Here is a 16,343-nt window from a genome sequence, read left to right on the forward strand (position 1 = left end):
CTGGTCATGCCGGGGAGTTCCCTTCCTCGTCGTTGGGGTTGGTGGCGCGCCCTGACCTGGTACCGCGGGCGAAGGCACCCATGCGGCGCGCCGTCTCCTCCGCCGTGCGCGCCGGTGCCTGCTCGGCTGGGGGCAGCGGGGCGGCGGGCGTGGCGGCGGCGGTCGCGCGGCCAGGGGCCGGCTGTCGGCGGCGGCGCTTGGGGAGGCCGCCCGCCGTCGAACCGTGGATGACCGGCTCTCCGTCCTCGTGGTCGGTCGGCGTACGCGGTGCGGCGGGTCGCGCCGCGGCGGTCTGCGGGCCGGCCTGGGTGGGGGTGCGGGTGTGGGTGGGGGCCGCCCCGGTGGTGATCGAGGGGACGGCGGGCGGGGTGGCCGCCGCTACCGTGCTCGGCCCGTCCTCGGTGATGTGGGTGAGCAGCACGCTCGGCAGGAAGAGCACCGCGCGCACGCCACCGTACGGGGAACGGGTGTCCACCGAGACGTTGAAGCCGTAGCGGGCGGCGAGGATGCCGATGGCGGCGAAGCCGAACTGCGGCGGGTCACCGAGCCGGGAGACGTCCACGGACTGGCGGCCGGACAGCAGCCGGGTGGCGCGCTCGATGTCCTGGCCGTCCATGCCGACCCCGGCGTCGTCGATGACGACGCAGGCGCCGTTGTGCGCGGGCTGGAGGTTGACCTCGACGGCGGTGTTGGGCTGCGAGTGGCGCGCCGCGTTGTCCAGGAGCTCGGCCACGGCGAGCACGACGGGCTCGACCGCCCGGCTGGCGACAGCGATGTCAACCTGGGCGTGCACGCGCACCCGTCGGTAGTCCCTGATCCGCGACGTGGCTCCGCGCACCACGTCGAGCAGTGGCGACGCCGCGCGCTGGCGGCCCGGCCAGGAGCCGCACAGGACGGCGATGGCCTGGGCCCGGCGGCCGAACTGGGAGTTGGCGTGGTCGATCTCCAGTAGGTCACGCAGCACGTCGGGATTGTCGTGCCGGTCCTGCATGCGGGAGATGGAGAGCTGCTGCTCGTGCGCGAGGCCCTGCAGGGCCCGCATGGACGCCTTGAGCGCGGCCTTCGCGGCCTGGTCGGCGCGGGTCTGTGCCTTCTCCACGGCCCCGGCGAACTGCTCGGTGGCCTGCTGGAGGTGCCAGGCGTAGGCGGTGCCGGTCAACTGCTCGTCCAGGAGGCCGGGCGCCGGCAGCGACTGGTGCCCCGAGTCCTCGGCTGCCGGCAGTCTGACCTCGACCAGGTGGCGCGCCTCCTCGTCCCGGGCCCGCAGGCTGGCTTCCAGGGCGGCGTTGTGCTTACGCAGGCCGGTCGTGATCTGCCGCTGGCGGAGCAGCAGCACGGCGACGATCAGCAGCACGGCGGCCACACACCAGAACACCACCTCCGATATGTGTTGTGTCATCAAGTCCTCATGCGACGGGGGTGGGTAACGCGTCCGCCGAAGCGGAATACGGGCGATCATCCTAGCCAGAACGATCTCCGGCAAGGTGGCCTTCTGACGGGATAGGGCACGGGAATTGCTGGGATCGCGTACCCGGCTGGGCCGCCCTCGACACGGGCGCGGGAGCGGGCCGCGCCCCCCGTCGGGTGACGGGGCCGCCCGCCCTCGTCCGGCCCGTCCGCCCGCGGCGGCCGGGGGCGCCCGTCGCGAGGTGGCGGGCGACCCGCGCCGGCGGGTGGGAGCGGCGGCGGCTGGGGCGGTACGGGCGGGGCGGCGCGCGGCAGACGGGGCGGCGCGCGGCGGGCTCGGCCGGGCGGCGCCCGCGCGGGCCGGGTCGCGCCGCGCGGGCGCGCGCGGTGGCCGGGCGCGGGGGCAGCGCCGGGGCCCTCGGCGGTGCGGCTACCGTTGTGCCGGACGCCTGGCCGGACGACACTCGCTCCTGCCGCGTACCGTCATCGCCGGGGCCAGCCGCCTCGTTGTCGCCCCGGATGCCTGGAAGGAAGATATGAGCAGGGTTTTCACGCAGGACAGCGCGCCGACCAGGAGTGCGGGGTAAGGGCCGATGCACATCGTCATCATGGGCTGCGGTCGGGTGGGGGCCGCGCTCGCCCAGACCCTGGAGCGACAGGGGCACACGGTCGCCGTCGTGGACCAGGACCCGACGGCCTTCCGGCGGCTCGGCGCGGGCTTCAGCGGGCGCCGGGTGACCGGCGTGGGCTTCGACCAGGACACGCTGCGCGAGGCGGGCATCGAGGAGGCCGGGGCGTTCGCCGCGGTCAGCAGCGGTGACAACTCCAACATCATCGCCGCCCGGGTGGCCCGCGAGATGTTCAGCGTCGAGAACGTCGCCGCCCGCATCTACGACCCCCGCCGCGCCGAGGTCTACCAGCGCCTGGGCATCCCCACCGTGGCCACCGTCCGCTGGACGGCCGACCAGATGCTGCGCCGGCTGCTGCCGTCGGGGGCCGAGACGCTGTGGCGCGACCCGAGCGGCGGCGTGCAGCTCGCGGAGGTGCACACCTCGCCCGCGTGGGTGGGCCACAAGGTGAGCCGCCTCCAGGAGGAGACCGGGGTCCGGGTGGCCTTCCTCACCCGGTTGGGCGAGGCGATCCTGCCGACCTCGCAGACGGTGCTCCAGGAGGGCGACCTCGTCCACGTGATGATGCGCACCAACGAGGTCGAGTCGGTCGAGGCGGCGTTCGCCAAGGGCCCGGAGGCCGGCTCGTGAGCCGCGGGCGCGTCCAGGATACGGACGAGGCGGGCCGCGGCGCGGCCGCTGGCGGGATCGGCAGCCGCTGGCGCGGCGAGGCGGACAAGGAGGCGGCGGCATGAGGGTCGCTATCGCCGGAGCGGGCGCCGTGGGGCGCTCCATCGCGGGGGAACTGCTGGAGAACGGGCACGAGGTGCTGCTCATCGACAAGGCGCCCACCGCCATCTCGGTGGAGCGGGTGCCGCAGGCCGAGTGGCTGCTCGCCGACGCCTGTGAGATCACCTCGCTGGACGAGGCCGCGCTCCAGCGCTGCAACGTGGTCATCGCCGCCACCGGCGACGACAAGGTCAACCTGGTGGTGTCGCTGCTCGCCAAGACCGAGTACGGCGTGCCCCGGGTGGTGGCCCGGGTGAACAACCCGAAGAACGAGTGGCTGTTCACCGAGGCGTGGGGCGTGGACGTCGCCGTCTCCACCCCGCGCCTGATGTCGGCGCTGGTCGAGGAGGCCGTGAGCGTCGGCGACCTGGTGCGGCTGCTGCGCTTCAGCCACGGCGACGCCAACCTGGTGGAGCTGACGCTCCCCCCGGAGGCCGCGCTCGCGGGCACCCGGGTCGGCGACGTGGCCTGGCCCGAGGACACGTCCCTGGTCACGATCATCCGTGGCACGCGGGTGCTCACGCCCAGCGGGGACGACGTCCTGGAGGCCGGCGACGAGCTGCTGTTCGTGGCGGCCCAGGCCCGCGAGGAACAGCTTGAGGACCTGCTGTCGCTGCGTCGCGAGGACGCGGTGGACTAGCCGCGGGCCGGCTACGCCGGGCCGCGGGCCCGGGAGCGCGGGACGACGAAGGCGCCGGGCGGGGCGGAGTGACGTACTCCGCCCCGCCCGGCGCCTTGTGCCGTCACGTGGCGCCTCGCGAGAACCCGCCCGGTCCGCTGCCGCCCGCGCGGCCCGTTACCGGGCGGGTAGCCACGACAGTGGCGGGGCCGGGCGCCGGGTCGGTCAGCCAGGTGGCGGGCCGGTCAGGGGCTTGCGCTGGGTGAGCCGCCAGTGGTTGCCGAACGGATCGCGGAAGGCGGCGTCGATGCCGTAGAAGCGTTCCTCCGGAGGCTCGACGAACTCCACGCCCCGGGCGCTCAGCTCGCGGTAGGTGGCCCAGCAGTCGCGGGTGGCGAACGCGCCCACGCTCGCGTGCCCGGTGGCCACCAGCGAGCGGATCCGCTCGGCGATCTCCTCGTCGACCGCCGGGGCGCCCGGCACCACCAGCATGAGCGGCACCTCCGGCTGCTGCGGGGCGTGCACGACGAACCAGTGGAAGCCGTCCTGGACCACGTCGACGTCGACCTCGAAGCCCAGCGTGTCGACGTAGAAGTCCCGGGCCACGTCCATGTCCAGCACGTTGACGCAGATCAGGGCGAAACCGGTGATCATGGCTGTCTCCGCTCGGTCCGGATCGCGGCGGTCGCGCGATCACCTCCCCTGACGATAGGGAGGCGGGGCCGGCCGGGCTTCTCGAAAACTGCCCACTGTCCCCGCGCGGTGGTTCAGGGGCGCGGCCTGGTCCACATGCGCGGGTAGCAGCCCGGGACGAGCGGCGGTTCCTGGTGGCGCGACCGCTCCCGGTAGGCGCTGGGGCTCTCGCCGGTGAAGCGCCGGAACTGGGTGCTGAAGGAGCCCAGGCTGGCGAACCCGACCGCCATGCACACCTCGGTCACCGACCGCTGGCCGTCGCGCAGCAACGCCTTGGCCCGCTCCATCCGCCGGCTCATCAGGTACTGGTGCGGCGTCTCGCCGAACGCCGCCTTGAAGCCGCGGCTGAAGTACGCCGGCGAGACCGACGCGCCGCGGGCCAGGTCCGCCACGCTCAGCGGTTCGGCGTAGGCCCGGTCGATCAGGTCGCGCGCCCGCAGCAGGTGCCTGGCCAGCGGCGCCGCGGGACGCCTCACCGGCTCACCAGGTCACCGGCGGCCGGCCGTCAGCGCGTGGAGCCGTCGCGGCGGGCCCGGTCCGGGTCCGTGGTCAGGCGTTCCAGGACCGCGTCGGTGGTCTGCCGCGCCACGCTCTCGGCCACCGCGTCGGTGACCGCCCGCTCCGCCTCCCGCTCCCGTTCGGCGCGCTCGCGCTCGGCCTCCTCCGCCTCCATCTCGGCGATCACGTCGATCGGCGGCGGCGCCTTGGCCAGGAAGATCCAGGTCAGGTACACGCAGAGCAGGAAGGGCGGGATGCCGAGGGCGACCTTGACCCAGCCGAGCTGGGTGGCGTCCCCCCACCAGTACAGCGGGAAGAGGATCGCCGACTTGCCGAGCAGGATCAGGCCCCACGCCCAGGTGGCCTTGGTGTACGCGCGCAGCCGGCCCGGGTTGCGCGTGCGCCAGGACAGGTTCTCCTTCAGGATCGGCCCGAGCAGCACGCCGATCAGCGGGAACCGGAAGATCGCGGAGAGCACGTACGCCACGGCGAGCCCCAGCGTGTACAGCATGCCCGGCAGGTAGAAGTTCTTCGCGTCGCCGGACATCATCGCGAAGACGGCGCCGAAGGCCACCCCGAAGACGCCGCTGAAGGCGTGCTTGAGGGTCTCCTTGCGGGCCAGCCGGGCCACCGCGAGCAGCACCGTCAGCGCGAGGGCCGCGATGGCCGCCACGTGGATGTCCCGCTTGATCGTGTAGATCAGGACGAAGACCAGCCCGGGCACGGTGGTGTCCACCATGCCGCGCACCCCGCCGAACGCCTCGAGGAGCGCGGTGTCGGCGGCCGCCTTGCTGCGCGCCGCGTCCGCCCCCTCGGCCGTCTCGTTCGTGTCGGGGTCACCTCCGGCCCGCGCCGGGGCGTGCTCCGCCCCGCGTGCGGCCCCGCCGGGAGGTCCGGCCCCGTTGGAGGCCCACTTGTCGTCAGACGTCACCCGCTACTCCTGTCCGAGCGGTCGGAGTTCGTACTTGGGGTTGAACAGCACGCGGCGGCCGTGGCTCATCGATATCCGGCCGGAGGCGATCAGCCTGCGGCCCGGCTCGACGCCGACGATGGAGCGCCTGCCGAGCCAGACCACGTCCAGCGCGGCCGTCCCGTCGAACAGCTCCGCCTCCAGCGCGGGCACGCCCGCGCGGGGCCGCAGCGTGACGGTGCGTAGCGTACCGGTGACCTTGACGACCTGGCGGTCACCGCACTCGCCGATCTTGACGCACCCGGCGTCCTCGGCGTCCTGCCGCAGCTCCGCGGAGTGCAGGTCGTCCTGCGACGTCGACAGCCGGTCGAACAGCCGGCGCAGCGGGCCGGCCGGCTTCCCGGGGCGGGATGGGGCACTCATACGGCCCAGGGTACCCGTGCCCCGTGGGCCACTCACCGCTCGAAGCGGTACCCCATGCCCGGCTCGGTGATGAAGTGTCGCGGGTGCGAGGGGTCGCGCTCCAGCTTGCGGCGCAGTTGCGCCATGTAGACCCGCAGGTAGTTGGTCTCGGTGCCGTACGAGGGGCCCCAGACCTCCTGGAGTAGCTGCTTCTGGCTGACCAGCCGGCCCGCGTTGCGGACCAGTACCTCAAGGAGGTGCCACTCGGTGGGCGTGAGGCGCACGTCGGCGCCCTCGCGGTGCGCCTTCTTGGCGGCCAGGTCGATGGAGAAGCTGTCGGTCTCGACGACCACCGCGTCCTCGCCGCGCCCGGTGGGCTCGGCGCGCCGGACGGCGGCCCGCAACCTGGCCAGCAGCTCGTCCATGCCGAAGGGCTTGGTGACGTAGTCGTCGGCCCCGGCGTCCAGCGCCTCCACCTTCTCGTCCGAGGTCTGGCGCGCGGACAGCACCAGGATGGGCACCCGGGTCCAGCCGCGCAGCCCCTTGATCACCTCGACGCCGTCCATGTCGGGCAGGCCCAGGTCCAGGACGATGACGTCGGGGTGGCGGGCGGCGGCCAGTTGCAGGGCCGTCGCGCCGTCGGGGGCGGCGTCGACCTCGTACTTGCGCGCCTTCAGGTTGATGACCAGGGCGCGCACGATCTGCGGCTCGTCGTCGACGACGAGCACCCGACCGGGGGTCCGGGGTTGCCCCTCGGAGGAGCTCAGCATGGTGCCTGCCTTTCTGGCCGGGTGCGTACGCGGGTACGCACGGAGCGCGTGCGGGTCATGAGGTGACCTGGGCCGGGAGGTCGGGGACGGCCGGCGGGCGGCCGGCGGCGGTGCTCAGGGTGAGGACCATGGTCATGCCGCCGCCCGGGGTGTCCTCGGCGGTCAGGGTGCCGCCCATCGCCTCGGCGAAGCCGCGCGCGACGGCGAGGCCGAGGCCCACGCCGGCGCCGCGCGGGACGTCGCCGTAGCGCTGGAAGGGCTCGAAGATGCGGTCCTTGGCGCTGTCGGGGACGCCGGGGCCGCGGTCGGCGACGCGCACCTCGACCCGGTTGCCCAGCGCGCTCGCCGCCACCAGGACGGGCTGGCCCGGCGGGCTGTACTTCACGGCGTTCTCGACGATGTTGGCGACGCTGCGCTCCAGGAGCCCCGGGTCGACGGCGACCATCGGCAACTCCTCGGGGATGTCCAGGGTCACGCTGCCCTCGGGTACGCCGCCGAGCGCCATCGGGACCACCTCGTCGAGGTCGATCTCGCGGATCAGCGGGGTGACGGTGCCGGTCTGGAGGCGCGACATGTCGAGCAGGTTGCCCACCAGGTGGTCGAGCCGGTCGGCGCCGTCCTCGATGCCGGCGAGCAGTTCCGCCTCGTCCTCGTCCGACCAGGCGACGTCGTCGGAGCGCAGCGAGGTCACCGCGGCCTTGATCCCGGCCAGCGGGGTGCGCAGGTCGTGGCTGACGGCGGCGAGCAGCGCGGTGCGGATGCGGTTGCCCTCGGCCAGCTCGCGCGCCTGCTCGGCCTCGCCCATCAGGCGCTGCCGGTCCAGGACGACGGCGGCCTGGGCGGCGAACGCGGCGAGCACGCGCCGGTCCTCGGCCGGCAGCACCCGGCCGTTGAGGGCCAGCGCCAGGTGGTCGCCCACGGGCATGTCCACGTCGGCGTCCTCGGGCCGCAACGGCACCCGGGCACCGGGGGCCGCGGCGCCCGGGGCCGGCGCGCCCTCGCGGGAGGGGTCCGCGCCCTCGCGGGTGGCGGCCGGCTCGTCGTCGGCGGTGGGCGCGGCCGGGGTGGCGGCGCTGCCCGCGCAGGTCCACGGGGCGGTGTCGGACTCCCGTTCGAGGAGCGCCACCGACTCCATGCCGAAGGTCTCCCGCACCCGTTCCAGCAGGGCCTCCAGGCTGGTCTCCCCGCGCAGCACGCTGCCCGCGAGGTAGGACAGGATCTCGGACTCGGCCCGCAGTCTGGCCGCCTGGTGGGTGCGGCGGGCCGCCAGGTCCACCACGGAGGCCACCGCGACGGCCACCGCGAAGAAGATCACGATGGCGACGAGGTTCTTCGGGTCCTGCACGGTCAGGGTGTGCCTGGGCGGCGTGAAGTAGAAGTTGAGCAGCATCGAGCCGACGGCCGCCGAGGCCAGCGCGGGCAGCAGGCCACCGAGCAGCGCGGCCAGCACCGTCAGGAACAGGAACAGCAGCACGTCGTTGGCGAGCCCCGGGCCGTCGTGCAGGGCCGTGAGCAGCAGGGTGAGCAGCGCCGGTCCGCCGACGCCGGTGAGCCAGCCCGCCAGGATGCGGGACCGGCCGAGCCGCGCGCCCCGCGCCAGTGGCAGCCCGCGACCCTTGGCCACCTCGCTGTGGGTGACGATGTGCACGTCGAGGTCGGGCCCCGACTCGCGGGCGACGGTCGCGCCGACGCCGGGGCCGAAGACGTACTGCCACGTCTTGCGGCGGCTGGAGCCGAGCACGATCTGGGTGGCGTTGACGCCGCGCGCGAACTCCAGGAGGGCGCTCGGGACGTCCTCGCCGATCACGTGGTGGAAGGTGCCGCCGAGGTCCTCGACCAGGGTGCGCTGGACGGCCAGTTCCTTGGGCGAGGCGGAGGTCAGTCCGTCGCTGCGGGCTATGTAGACGGCGAGCACCTCGCTGCCCGAGCCCTTGGCCGCCATCCGGGAGGCCCGACGGATCAGCGTGCGGCCCTCGGGTCCGCCGGTCAGGCCCACCACGATGCGCTCGCGCGCCTGCCAGGTGGAGCGGATGCGGTGCTCGGAGCGGTACTGCTGGAGGTACTCGTCGACCCGGTCCGCGGTCCACAGCAGCGCCAGCTCGCGCAGGGCGGTCAGGTTCCCGGGGCGGAAGTAGTTGGACAGGGCCGCGTTGACCTTGTCGGGCGCGTAGATGTTGCCGTGCGCCATGCGGCGGCGCAGCGCCTGGGGCGACATGTCGACCAGTTCGATCTGGTCGGCGCGGCGCACGACCTCGTCGGGGACCGTCTCCCGTTGCCGCACGCCCGTTATCGACTCCACCACGTCACCCAGCGATTCCAGGTGCTGGATGTTGACGGCGGATATGACGTCGATGCCGGCCTGGAGCAGTTCCTCGACGTCCTGCCACCGCTTGGCGTTGCGCGAACCGGGCACGTTGGTGTGCGCGAGTTCGTCGACCAGCGCGACGGCCGGCCGCCTGGCGAGTACGGCGTCGACGTCCATCTCGGTGAACGTGGCGTCCCGGTAGGTGAGCTCACGACGGGGTACCGCCTCCAAGCCGTGCAGCATCACCTCGGTACGCGGCCGACCGTGGTCCTCGACGAAGCCCACCACGAGGTCCGTGCCGCGCTCGGCCCGCCGATGCCCCTCGGAGAGCATCGCGTACGTCTTGCCGACGCCCGGTGCCGCACCGAGGTAGATCCGAAGCTTGCCGCGTGCCATGTCCTCATTGTCTTTCGTGCCGCGCGCCGTACGGGCGCTCTGTTGACTCTACGACCAGCGAATCGGACAAACGTCGCGGACATCACCGCGCGGACCTGTCTTGATACGGCTCTGACGCCGCCCGACCGCCCGGCCCCGCCCGCCCCGCCGAGCGGTGTCGCGCGGGGTGTGGCCCGGGCTGTCGCCGGCCGGCTCGTAATCCACGCGACGGAGCGGCCGCGCCCTGCGAACATCGCCCGTATGGCAGACGTACGCGTGACACACACCTCGGGGCTGGACTCCACCGCGCTGGCGGCCGTGCGGGCCCTGCTCGACGACGCCTTCGACGGCGACTTCGACGACGCCGACTGGGACCACACGGTCGGCGGGATGCACGCCCTGCTGTGGGAGGGCAGCGAGTTGATCGCGCACGGCGCCGTGGTGCAGCGGCGGCTGCTGCACGGCGGCCGGGCGCTGCGCGCCGGGTACGTGGAGGGCGTGGCGGTGCGGGCCGACCGGCGCGGGGTCGGCAAGGGGACGGCCGTGATGGCGGCCCTGGGGCCGGTGCTGCGCGGCGGCTACGAGGTAGGCGCCCTGTCCGCGGCCGATGGCGCCGACATCTTCTACCAGCGGCTGGGCTGGCAGCGGTGGCAGGGCCGCACGTCGGTGCTCTCGCCCAGCGGCGTGCGGCGCACCGAGGAGGACGACGAGAGCACCTTCGTCCTGCCCCTCGGGGCGCCCCTGGACCTGTCCGGCGAGCTGACCTGCGACTGGCGCGAGGGGGACGTGTGGTGACCGGGTGCCCGTGACGGCGCCCCGGACCGCCGGGCGGGCCCGCGTACGGGGGTCGTGGGCCGCCCGGCCTCGGGCGGGCGGCGCCGGGGGGCCGAGTGGGCCTGGGCGGCCAGGCGGGTGCCAGGTGTCAGAACGGCCAGGCGGCCGGGTGTCAGCCGGTCTGGTTGCGGTCCTCGGTGATGTGCCCGTCGCTCAGCTCCAGGACCCGGTCGGCGAGGCCGAGCAGGTTGGCGTCGTGCGTGGCGACCAGGGCGGTGACGCCCTCGCTGCGCACCACCGCGCGCAGCAGCTCCATCACCGCGAGCCCGGTCTCCGCGTCCAACTGCCCGGTCGGCTCGTCCGCGATCAGCAGCGCCGGCCGGTTGGCCAGCGCGCGGGCGATGGCCACGCGCTGCTGCTGCCCACCGGACAGCTCGCCGGGCCGCTGCTCCGCGTGGTCGGCCAGGCCCACCAGGGACAGCAGCAGGGCGACCCGCTCCTCCCGCTCGGCCGCCGGCGCCTTGCGCAACCGCATCGGGACGCCGACGTTCTCGGCGGCGCTCAGGATCGGGATCAGGCCGAAGGACTGGAAGACGAAGCCGATCCGGTCCCGCCGCAACTGGAGCAGGCCGCTCTCGCCGAGGCCGACGACATCGGTGTCGTCCACGAGGATCTCGCCCGCGTCGGGGGTGTCGAGCCCGCCGATGAGGTTGAGCAGGGTGGTCTTCCCGGAGCCGGAGCGGCCCTTGAGCGCGACGAGTTCGCCGCGCGGGACGTCGAAGGAGACCCCGCGCAGCGCGTGAACGGCGGCCGGGCCGCTGCCGTAGGTCCGCCGCAGGTCCCGCACCCGCACCATGTCCGCCCGCTGTAGCGTCTGCTCGCTCATCGCCTGCCGCTCCCCTCCCGGCCCCCGGCCGGCCGTAACCGATCACGCCGACGCTACGTCACGCACCCCTGGTACGGACAGGCTCCGCGAGCCGCCGCTTCGGACGCGGCCTCGGGGCACGCGCCCGGCGGGCGGCGCACATGCTCGGCGGTCAGCCGGCCACCAGGACGTTCTCGCCCACGCGGCCGGCCAGGTAGTCCTCGATGTTGCCGGCGGTGGCGGCGATGATCTGGCGCACCGCGTCCCGGGTGAAGTACGCCTGGTGGGAGGTGATCAGCACGTTGCGGAAGGTCATGAGGCGGGCCAGCACGTCGTCGGGCATGGCCTCCATCGAGTGGTCGACGTAGAAGACCCCGGCCTCCTCCTCGTAGACGTCGAGCCCCACGCCGTCCAGCCGGCCCCGCTTCAACGTGTTCACCAGCGCCGGCGCGTCGATCAGCCCGCCCCGGCCGGTGTTGATCAGGATCGCCCCGTCCTTCATCCGGGCCAGCGCGGCCGCGTCCACCAGGTGGTGGGTCTCGGGCAGCAACGGCACGTGCAGGCTGATCAGGTCGGCCTCGGCGAACAGCCGCTCGCGGTCCACGTACGTCATGCCCAGGGCCCGGCACTCCGGGTTCTCGGCCACGTCCCAGCCGAGCAGGCGCATCCCGAAGCCGTGCGCGACGCGCGCGAAGGCCGTCCCGATCTGGCCGGTACCCAGCACCCCGGCGGTGCGGCCGTGGAAGTCCCAGCCCATCAGCCCCGTCAGCCGGAAGTCGAACTCCCGGGTGCGGCCCACGGCCCGCACCGTGCGGCGGTTGACGGCCAGCGCCAGCGCCCAGGCGAACTCGGCCACCGCGTACGGCGAGTAGTGCGCGACCCGTGCCACGGTCAGGCCCAGTTCGCGGGCGCGCGCCAGGTCGATGTTGTTGTAGCCGGTCGAGCGCTGGGTGATCAGCCGGGTGCCGCCGGCGGCCAGCGTGGTGAGCACGTCGGCGTCCAGGACGTCGTTGACGCCGCTGCTGACGATCTCGTGTCCCTCGGCCACCGCCGCCGTGTCCCGGCTGAGGAACGTCTCCAGGCACCGCACGCCGAGCCGGTCGCCCAACGCCGTCTCAAGGAGCGGCCGTTCGTCGGCCAGCACTCCAAAGGCCAGGACGTCCACAGGTGCCTCCCTCGCCGCTGGGACACGGACGCGTCGGCGCGGCGGTGCGCGGCCCCGGCCGGGGGGCGCGGCGTCCCGCCTGCCTCCCACAGGGTGGCATAGCACTTCAAATGTGGCGAAGCAGGGCACTGTGGTGGAGCCTGGAGGAGCGCGCGCCACGTGGTCTCGCTCGCGGTGGCGCGCCGGGCCATCGGACCCCCGGACGGGAAAGGGCGGCGCAGATGTCCGCGCAGCCGCTGACGGACGCGTCCGTCACGGAACTGGTCAGGGAGGCCACGGCGGCCCCGTCCCTGCACAACGCGCAACCCTGGCGCTTCGTCTACCGCACCACCGAGCGTCTCTTCGAGGTCCACCACGACCCGGAGCGGGCCATGCCACACCTGGACCCCGACGGCCGGGCCCAGCACCTGGGCTGCGGAGCGGCGCTGTTCAACCTGCGGGTCGCGCTCGCCCACGCGGGCTGGGAGACGGCCACCACGCTGGTGCCGAGCCCGCTCGACGCCCATCTGCTGGCGACCGTGCGCGCGCTCGACCCGGCGCCCGCCCCCGGTGACCTGGCCGCGCTGCACCCGGCGATCGGCCGCCGCCGCTCCAGCCGCTCCCCGTTCTCCGCCGAAGCGGTGCCCGAGGACGTCCGGGCGGGCCTGCGCGAGGCCGCGCGGGCGGAGGGCGCGCGGCTGCTGTTCCCCGACGCCTGGCACGTGGAGACGGTGTTGGAGCTGGTGCGCGACGCCGAGGGACGCGAGGCCCCGTACGCGGCCGACCCCGGTGCGGCCGACGAGACGGCGCGCTGGACGCGCGTCGAGGGCGCCCGGGCCGGCGTCGAGGGCGTTCCGCCGTACGCCTTCGGGCCCCGCAAGTACGACGGGCGGGCTCCGGTACGCGACTTCGCCGGCCAGCGGGAGGTGCCCGGTCGGGGCGCCGCGACCTTCGAGGCGGCGCCCCAGCTCGCCCTGCTCGGCACCGAGTCCGACCGGCCGGTCGACTGGTTGCGCGCGGGCCAGGCCCTGGAGCGGGTGCTGCTCCGGGCCACCCTCGACGGCCTGGCCACCTCGCTGACCTCGCACCCGCTGGAGTGGTCCGACCTGCGCTGGGCCGCGCGCGACCCGCTGTCCGCCATGGGCCAGGTGCACATGGTGCTGCGGCTGGGCTACGGCCCGACCGGCCCGAGCACGCCCCGGCGCCCGATGGCCGAGGTGCTCGCCATCGTGCCCTGAGGCGCGCGGCCTGACCCGCGCGGCCTGAGGCGGGGGCGTGCGGCGGGGCGCGGGCGAGCGGCCTCGCCGCCCGGCGCGCGCCCCGTCCGGCACACGCCCCGCCCGCCGGCGGCCGGCCGTCGCGGTCAGTCGCCCCGCTCCCCCGCCGCCAGTTGCCGCACGGCCAGGTTCAGCTTCACCACGTTCACGTGCGGCTCGCCCAGGAAGCCGACCAGGCGGCCCTCGGTGTGCCGCTCGACCAGGCGTTGTACGGCCTGCCGGGGCAGCCCGTGCTCCCTGGCCACCCGGTCCACCTGGAGGTCCGCGTAGGCCGGTGAGATGTGCGGGTCGACGCCGGAGGCGGAGGCGGTGAGCGCGTCGACCGGCACGTCGCGCTGGGGGACGCCGTTGAACTCGGCCACCGCGGCGCGGCGAGCGATGATCGAGTCCCTGAGCACCTTGCTGTCGGCGGCGAGGTTGGAGGCGCCGGAGACGGTGAGGGAGTAGCGGGTGTTGTAGACGTTCTCGCCGGCCGCCGACGGGCGGGGCTGGAACCACCTGGGGTCGGGCAGCGGGTTGCCGTCCTTGTCCTTGGCGTCGAGCGTGAAGCTCTGCCCGATCAGTTCGGAGCCGACGACCTTCCCGTTCTCCTTGATCTTCGAGCCGTTGGCCTGGTCGGGGAAGAGGGCCTGGGCGATGCCGGTGACCGCCAGCGGATACAGCACGCCGCACACCAGGGTCAGCACCAGCAGGGCTCGCAGCCCCGCCGTCGCCAGGCGGGTCATGCCGCGGAGGGATGAGTTCATGAGTGTCACCCGATGCCAGGGATGAGGGAGATGAGCAGGTCGATGAGTTTGATGCCGACGAAGGGGGCGACCAGACCGCCGAGGCCGTAGACGGCGAGGTTGCGGCGGAGCATCTGGTCGGCGCTCATCGGCCGGTAGCGCACGCCGCGCAGCGACAGCGGCACCAGCGCGATGATGATCAGCGCGTTGAAGATCACCGCCGACAGGATCGCGGACTGCGACGAGGCGAGCCGCATGACGTTGAGGGTGTCCAGGCCCTCGTAACCGGCGACGCCGGCGAACATCGCCGGGATGATCGCGAAGTACTTGGCGACGTCGTTGGCGATCGAGAAGGTGGTCAGCGCGCCACGGGTGATCAGCAACTGCTTGCCGATCTCCACGATCTCGATGAGCTTGGTGGGGTTGGAGTCCAGGTCCACCATGTTCCCGGCCTCCTTGGCGGCCGAGGTGCCGGTGTTCATCGCCACGCCCACGTCCGCCTGGGCCAGCGCGGGGGCGTCGTTGGTGCCGTCGCCGGTCATCGCGACCAGTTGGCCACCGGCCTGCTCCCGCTTGATCAGCGCCATCTTGTCCTCGGGCGTGGCCTCGGCGAGGAAGTCGTCCACGCCCGCCTCGTCGGCGATGGCCTTGGCGGTCAGCGGGTTGTCGCCGGTGATCATGACGGTCTTGATGCCCATCCGGCGCAGCTCGTCGAACCGCTCCCGCATGCCCTCCTTGACGACGTCCTTCAGGTGGATGACGCCGAGCACCCGCGGCCCGTCGACGTCGTCGACGGCGACCAGCAGCGGGGTACCGCCCGCCGCGGAGATGCCGTCCACCTTCTCCCGCGCGTCCGGGGACACGCTGCCGCCGCGCTCGACCACCCAGCCGGTGACGGCCGCCGCCGCGCCCTTGCGGACCCGGCGCACCGCGCCGTCGTCGTCGGTGAGGTCCACGCCCGACATCCGGGTCTGCGCGGTGAAGGGCACGAACGTGGCGTGACCCAGCTCCCCCTCGTGCCGGGCCCGCAGCCCGTACCGCTCCTTGGCCAGCACGACGACGGAGCGCCCCTCGGGCGTCTCGTCGGCCAGCGACGAGAGCTGCGCCGCGTCGGCCAGCTCCGTCTCGCGCACGCCGTCCACCGGCACGAACCGGTCCGCCTGCCGGTCGCCCAGCGTGATGGTGCCGGTCTTGTCGAGCAGCAGGGTGGACACGTCGCCCGCGGCCTCGACCGCGCGTCCCGACATGGCGAGCACGTTGCGCTGCACCAGGCGGTCCATGCCCGCGATGCCGATGGCGGACAGCAGCGCCCCGATGGTGGTCGGGATCAGGCACACGAGCAGCGCGGCCAGCACGATCATGTCCTGTCGCGCGCCCGCGTACGTCGCGAACGGCTGCAGGGTGACCACGGCGAGCAGGAAGACGATGGTGAGCGAGGCCAGCAGGATGTTCAGCGCGATCTCGTTCGGCGTCTTCTGCCGGGCCGCGCCCTCCACCAGGTTGATCATGCGGTCGATGAACGTCTCGCCCGGCTTGGTGGTGATCTGGATGACGACGCGGTCGGAGAGCACCTTCGTGCCGCCCGTGACGGCCGACCTGTCGCCGCCGGACTCGCGGATGACCGGGGCCGACTCGCCGGTGATGGCCGACTCGTCCACGGAGGCGACGCCCTCGACCACGTCACCGTCGCCGGGGATGATGTCGCCCGCCTCGCAGACCACCAGGTCCCCGACGCGCAGCTCGGTCCCGGGCACCTGCTCCTCGGCGGCGCCGGGGCCGGTGGTGGCCAGGCGGCGGGCGACGGTGTCGGTCTTGGCCTTGCGCAACGTGTCGGCCTGCGCCTTGCCGCGCCCCTCGGCGACGGCCTCGGCCAGATTGGCGAAGAGCACGGTCAGCCACAGCCAACCGGCGATGGTCCAGCCGAACCAGTCGCCGGGATCGGCTATGGCGAGCACGGTGGTGAGGATCGAGCCGACCTCGACGACGAACATGACGGGCGCCTTGACCTGCACCCGCGGGTCGAGCTTGCGCAACGCCTCGGGCAGCGAGCGCAGCAGTTGGCCCGCGTCGAAGAGGCCGCCGGCGACGCGCCCGGGCTCCGCGTGCTCGCCCGGCGCCGCGGGGCCGCCCGTCGCCGGGCGGGTGGTGGTGGCAGTGGGCATGGCTTCCTCGGGAAGGTCGG

15 protein-coding genes are annotated in these 16,343 nt (G+C 73.8%); 4 read left to right on the forward strand and 11 right to left on the reverse strand.

Going from position 1 to position 16,343, the window contains the following annotated elements:
- Positions 1-4 precede the first annotated feature (4 nt).
- Complete coding sequence (locus tag OYE22_RS06710) at positions 5-1,399, reverse strand: ATP-binding protein (protein ID WP_277319553.1); 1,395 nt, start codon at positions 1,397-1,399, stop codon at positions 5-7.
- A 601-nt stretch (positions 1,400-2,000) separates the two neighbouring features.
- On the opposite strand from OYE22_RS06710, the gene OYE22_RS06715 reads away from it, so the two are divergent.
- Positions 2,001-2,666, forward strand: a complete 666-nt coding sequence (locus tag OYE22_RS06715; RefSeq protein ID WP_277319554.1) for a TrkA family potassium uptake protein — start codon at positions 2,001-2,003, stop codon at positions 2,664-2,666.
- Positions 2,667-2,766: 100 nt separating this feature from the next.
- The gene (locus tag OYE22_RS06720; RefSeq protein WP_176164542.1) at positions 2,767-3,444 is read left to right on the forward strand and encodes a TrkA family potassium uptake protein; all 678 of its coding nucleotides are present in this window, start codon (positions 2,767-2,769) and stop codon (positions 3,442-3,444) included.
- A gap of 204 nt (positions 3,445-3,648) precedes the next feature.
- On the opposite strand, the gene OYE22_RS06725 is transcribed toward OYE22_RS06720, so the two are convergent.
- The 6 genes from OYE22_RS06725 to OYE22_RS06750 form a co-directional block, all read right to left on the reverse strand.
- Positions 3,649-4,077 carry a VOC family protein gene (locus OYE22_RS06725; RefSeq protein WP_277319555.1) on the reverse strand — a complete coding sequence of 143 codons (429 nt, stop codon included), beginning with the start codon at positions 4,075-4,077 and terminating at the stop codon, positions 3,649-3,651.
- A gap of 113 nt (positions 4,078-4,190) precedes the next feature.
- The gene (locus tag OYE22_RS06730) at positions 4,191-4,592 is read right to left on the reverse strand and encodes an AraC family transcriptional regulator (protein ID WP_348652186.1); all 402 of its coding nucleotides are present in this window, start codon (positions 4,590-4,592) and stop codon (positions 4,191-4,193) included.
- Positions 4,593-4,621: 29 nt separating this feature from the next.
- Entirely contained in the window at positions 4,622-5,362 is a 741-nt protein-coding gene (locus OYE22_RS06735) for a DUF3159 domain-containing protein (protein ID WP_277324020.1), read from the reverse strand.
- Positions 5,363-5,548: 186 nt separating this feature from the next.
- Complete coding sequence (locus OYE22_RS06740; RefSeq protein WP_277319556.1) at positions 5,549-5,947, reverse strand: OB-fold nucleic acid binding domain-containing protein; 399 nt, start codon at positions 5,945-5,947, stop codon at positions 5,549-5,551.
- A 32-nt stretch (positions 5,948-5,979) separates the two neighbouring features.
- Positions 5,980-6,696 (reverse strand): response regulator, encoded by a 717-nt coding sequence (locus OYE22_RS06745; protein WP_277319557.1) that lies wholly within the window; start codon positions 6,694-6,696, stop codon positions 5,980-5,982.
- A 55-nt stretch (positions 6,697-6,751) separates the two neighbouring features.
- Entirely contained in the window at positions 6,752-9,397 is a 2,646-nt protein-coding gene (locus tag OYE22_RS06750; RefSeq protein ID WP_277319558.1) for a DUF4118 domain-containing protein, read from the reverse strand.
- A gap of 240 nt (positions 9,398-9,637) precedes the next feature.
- Between OYE22_RS06750 and OYE22_RS06755 the strand changes: the two genes are divergently transcribed.
- A complete protein-coding gene (locus OYE22_RS06755) occupies positions 9,638-10,171 on the forward strand; it encodes a GNAT family N-acetyltransferase (protein WP_277319559.1) in 534 nt (177 codons plus the stop codon).
- A gap of 151 nt (positions 10,172-10,322) precedes the next feature.
- On the opposite strand, the gene OYE22_RS06760 is transcribed toward OYE22_RS06755, so the two are convergent.
- On the reverse strand, positions 10,323-11,036 hold the full coding sequence (locus tag OYE22_RS06760; protein ID WP_277319560.1) for an ABC transporter ATP-binding protein: 714 nt from the start codon (positions 11,034-11,036) through the stop codon (positions 10,323-10,325).
- A gap of 151 nt (positions 11,037-11,187) precedes the next feature.
- Complete coding sequence (locus OYE22_RS06765) at positions 11,188-12,180, reverse strand: 2-hydroxyacid dehydrogenase (RefSeq protein WP_277319561.1); 993 nt, start codon at positions 12,178-12,180, stop codon at positions 11,188-11,190.
- A gap of 221 nt (positions 12,181-12,401) precedes the next feature.
- Between OYE22_RS06765 and OYE22_RS06770 the strand changes: the two genes are divergently transcribed.
- Positions 12,402-13,397 carry a nitroreductase family protein gene (locus OYE22_RS06770; protein WP_277319562.1) on the forward strand — a complete coding sequence of 332 codons (996 nt, stop codon included), beginning with the start codon at positions 12,402-12,404 and terminating at the stop codon, positions 13,395-13,397.
- Positions 13,398-13,522: 125 nt separating this feature from the next.
- On the opposite strand, the gene kdpC is transcribed toward OYE22_RS06770, so the two are convergent.
- Together kdpC and kdpB are read right to left on the reverse strand one after the other, a co-directional pair.
- Complete coding sequence (gene kdpC, locus OYE22_RS06775) at positions 13,523-14,182, reverse strand: potassium-transporting ATPase subunit KdpC (RefSeq protein ID WP_277319563.1); 660 nt, start codon at positions 14,180-14,182, stop codon at positions 13,523-13,525.
- Positions 14,183-14,187: 5 nt separating this feature from the next.
- Positions 14,188-16,323, reverse strand: a complete 2,136-nt coding sequence (kdpB, locus tag OYE22_RS06780; protein ID WP_277324021.1) for a potassium-transporting ATPase subunit KdpB — start codon at positions 16,321-16,323, stop codon at positions 14,188-14,190.
- Positions 16,324-16,343: the final 20 nt, after the last annotated feature.

The organism is Streptomyces sp. 71268, assembly GCF_029392895.1.
Lineage (GTDB): Bacteria > Actinomycetota > Actinomycetes > Streptomycetales > Streptomycetaceae > Streptomyces.

What these genes read in the sequence shown, in the direction of transcription:
- kdpB (WP_277324021.1), bottom strand. Translation starts at nt 16,323, where the DNA reads ATGCCCACTGCCACCACCACCCGCCCGGCGACGGGCGGCCCCGCGGCG.
- OYE22_RS06755 (WP_277319559.1), top strand. Translation starts at nt 9,638, where the DNA reads ATGGCAGACGTACGCGTGACACACACCTCGGGGCTGGACTCCACCGCG.
- OYE22_RS06740 (WP_277319556.1), bottom strand. Translation starts at nt 5,947, where the DNA reads ATGAGTGCCCCATCCCGCCCCGGGAAGCCGGCCGGCCCGCTGCGCCGG.
- OYE22_RS06715 (WP_277319554.1), top strand. Translation starts at nt 2,001, where the DNA reads ATGCACATCGTCATCATGGGCTGCGGTCGGGTGGGGGCCGCGCTCGCC.
- OYE22_RS06750 (WP_277319558.1), bottom strand. Translation starts at nt 9,397, where the DNA reads ATGGCACGCGGCAAGCTTCGGATCTACCTCGGTGCGGCACCGGGCGTC.
- OYE22_RS06720 (WP_176164542.1), top strand. Translation starts at nt 2,767, where the DNA reads ATGAGGGTCGCTATCGCCGGAGCGGGCGCCGTGGGGCGCTCCATCGCG.
- OYE22_RS06770 (WP_277319562.1), top strand. Translation starts at nt 12,402, where the DNA reads ATGTCCGCGCAGCCGCTGACGGACGCGTCCGTCACGGAACTGGTCAGG.
- OYE22_RS06725 (WP_277319555.1), bottom strand. Translation starts at nt 4,077, where the DNA reads ATGATCACCGGTTTCGCCCTGATCTGCGTCAACGTGCTGGACATGGAC.
- OYE22_RS06760 (WP_277319560.1), bottom strand. Translation starts at nt 11,036, where the DNA reads ATGAGCGAGCAGACGCTACAGCGGGCGGACATGGTGCGGGTGCGGGAC.
- kdpC (WP_277319563.1), bottom strand. Translation starts at nt 14,182, where the DNA reads ATGAACTCATCCCTCCGCGGCATGACCCGCCTGGCGACGGCGGGGCTG.
- OYE22_RS06745 (WP_277319557.1), bottom strand. Translation starts at nt 6,696, where the DNA reads ATGCTGAGCTCCTCCGAGGGGCAACCCCGGACCCCCGGTCGGGTGCTC.
- OYE22_RS06710 (WP_277319553.1), bottom strand. Translation starts at nt 1,399, where the DNA reads ATGACACAACACATATCGGAGGTGGTGTTCTGGTGTGTGGCCGCCGTG.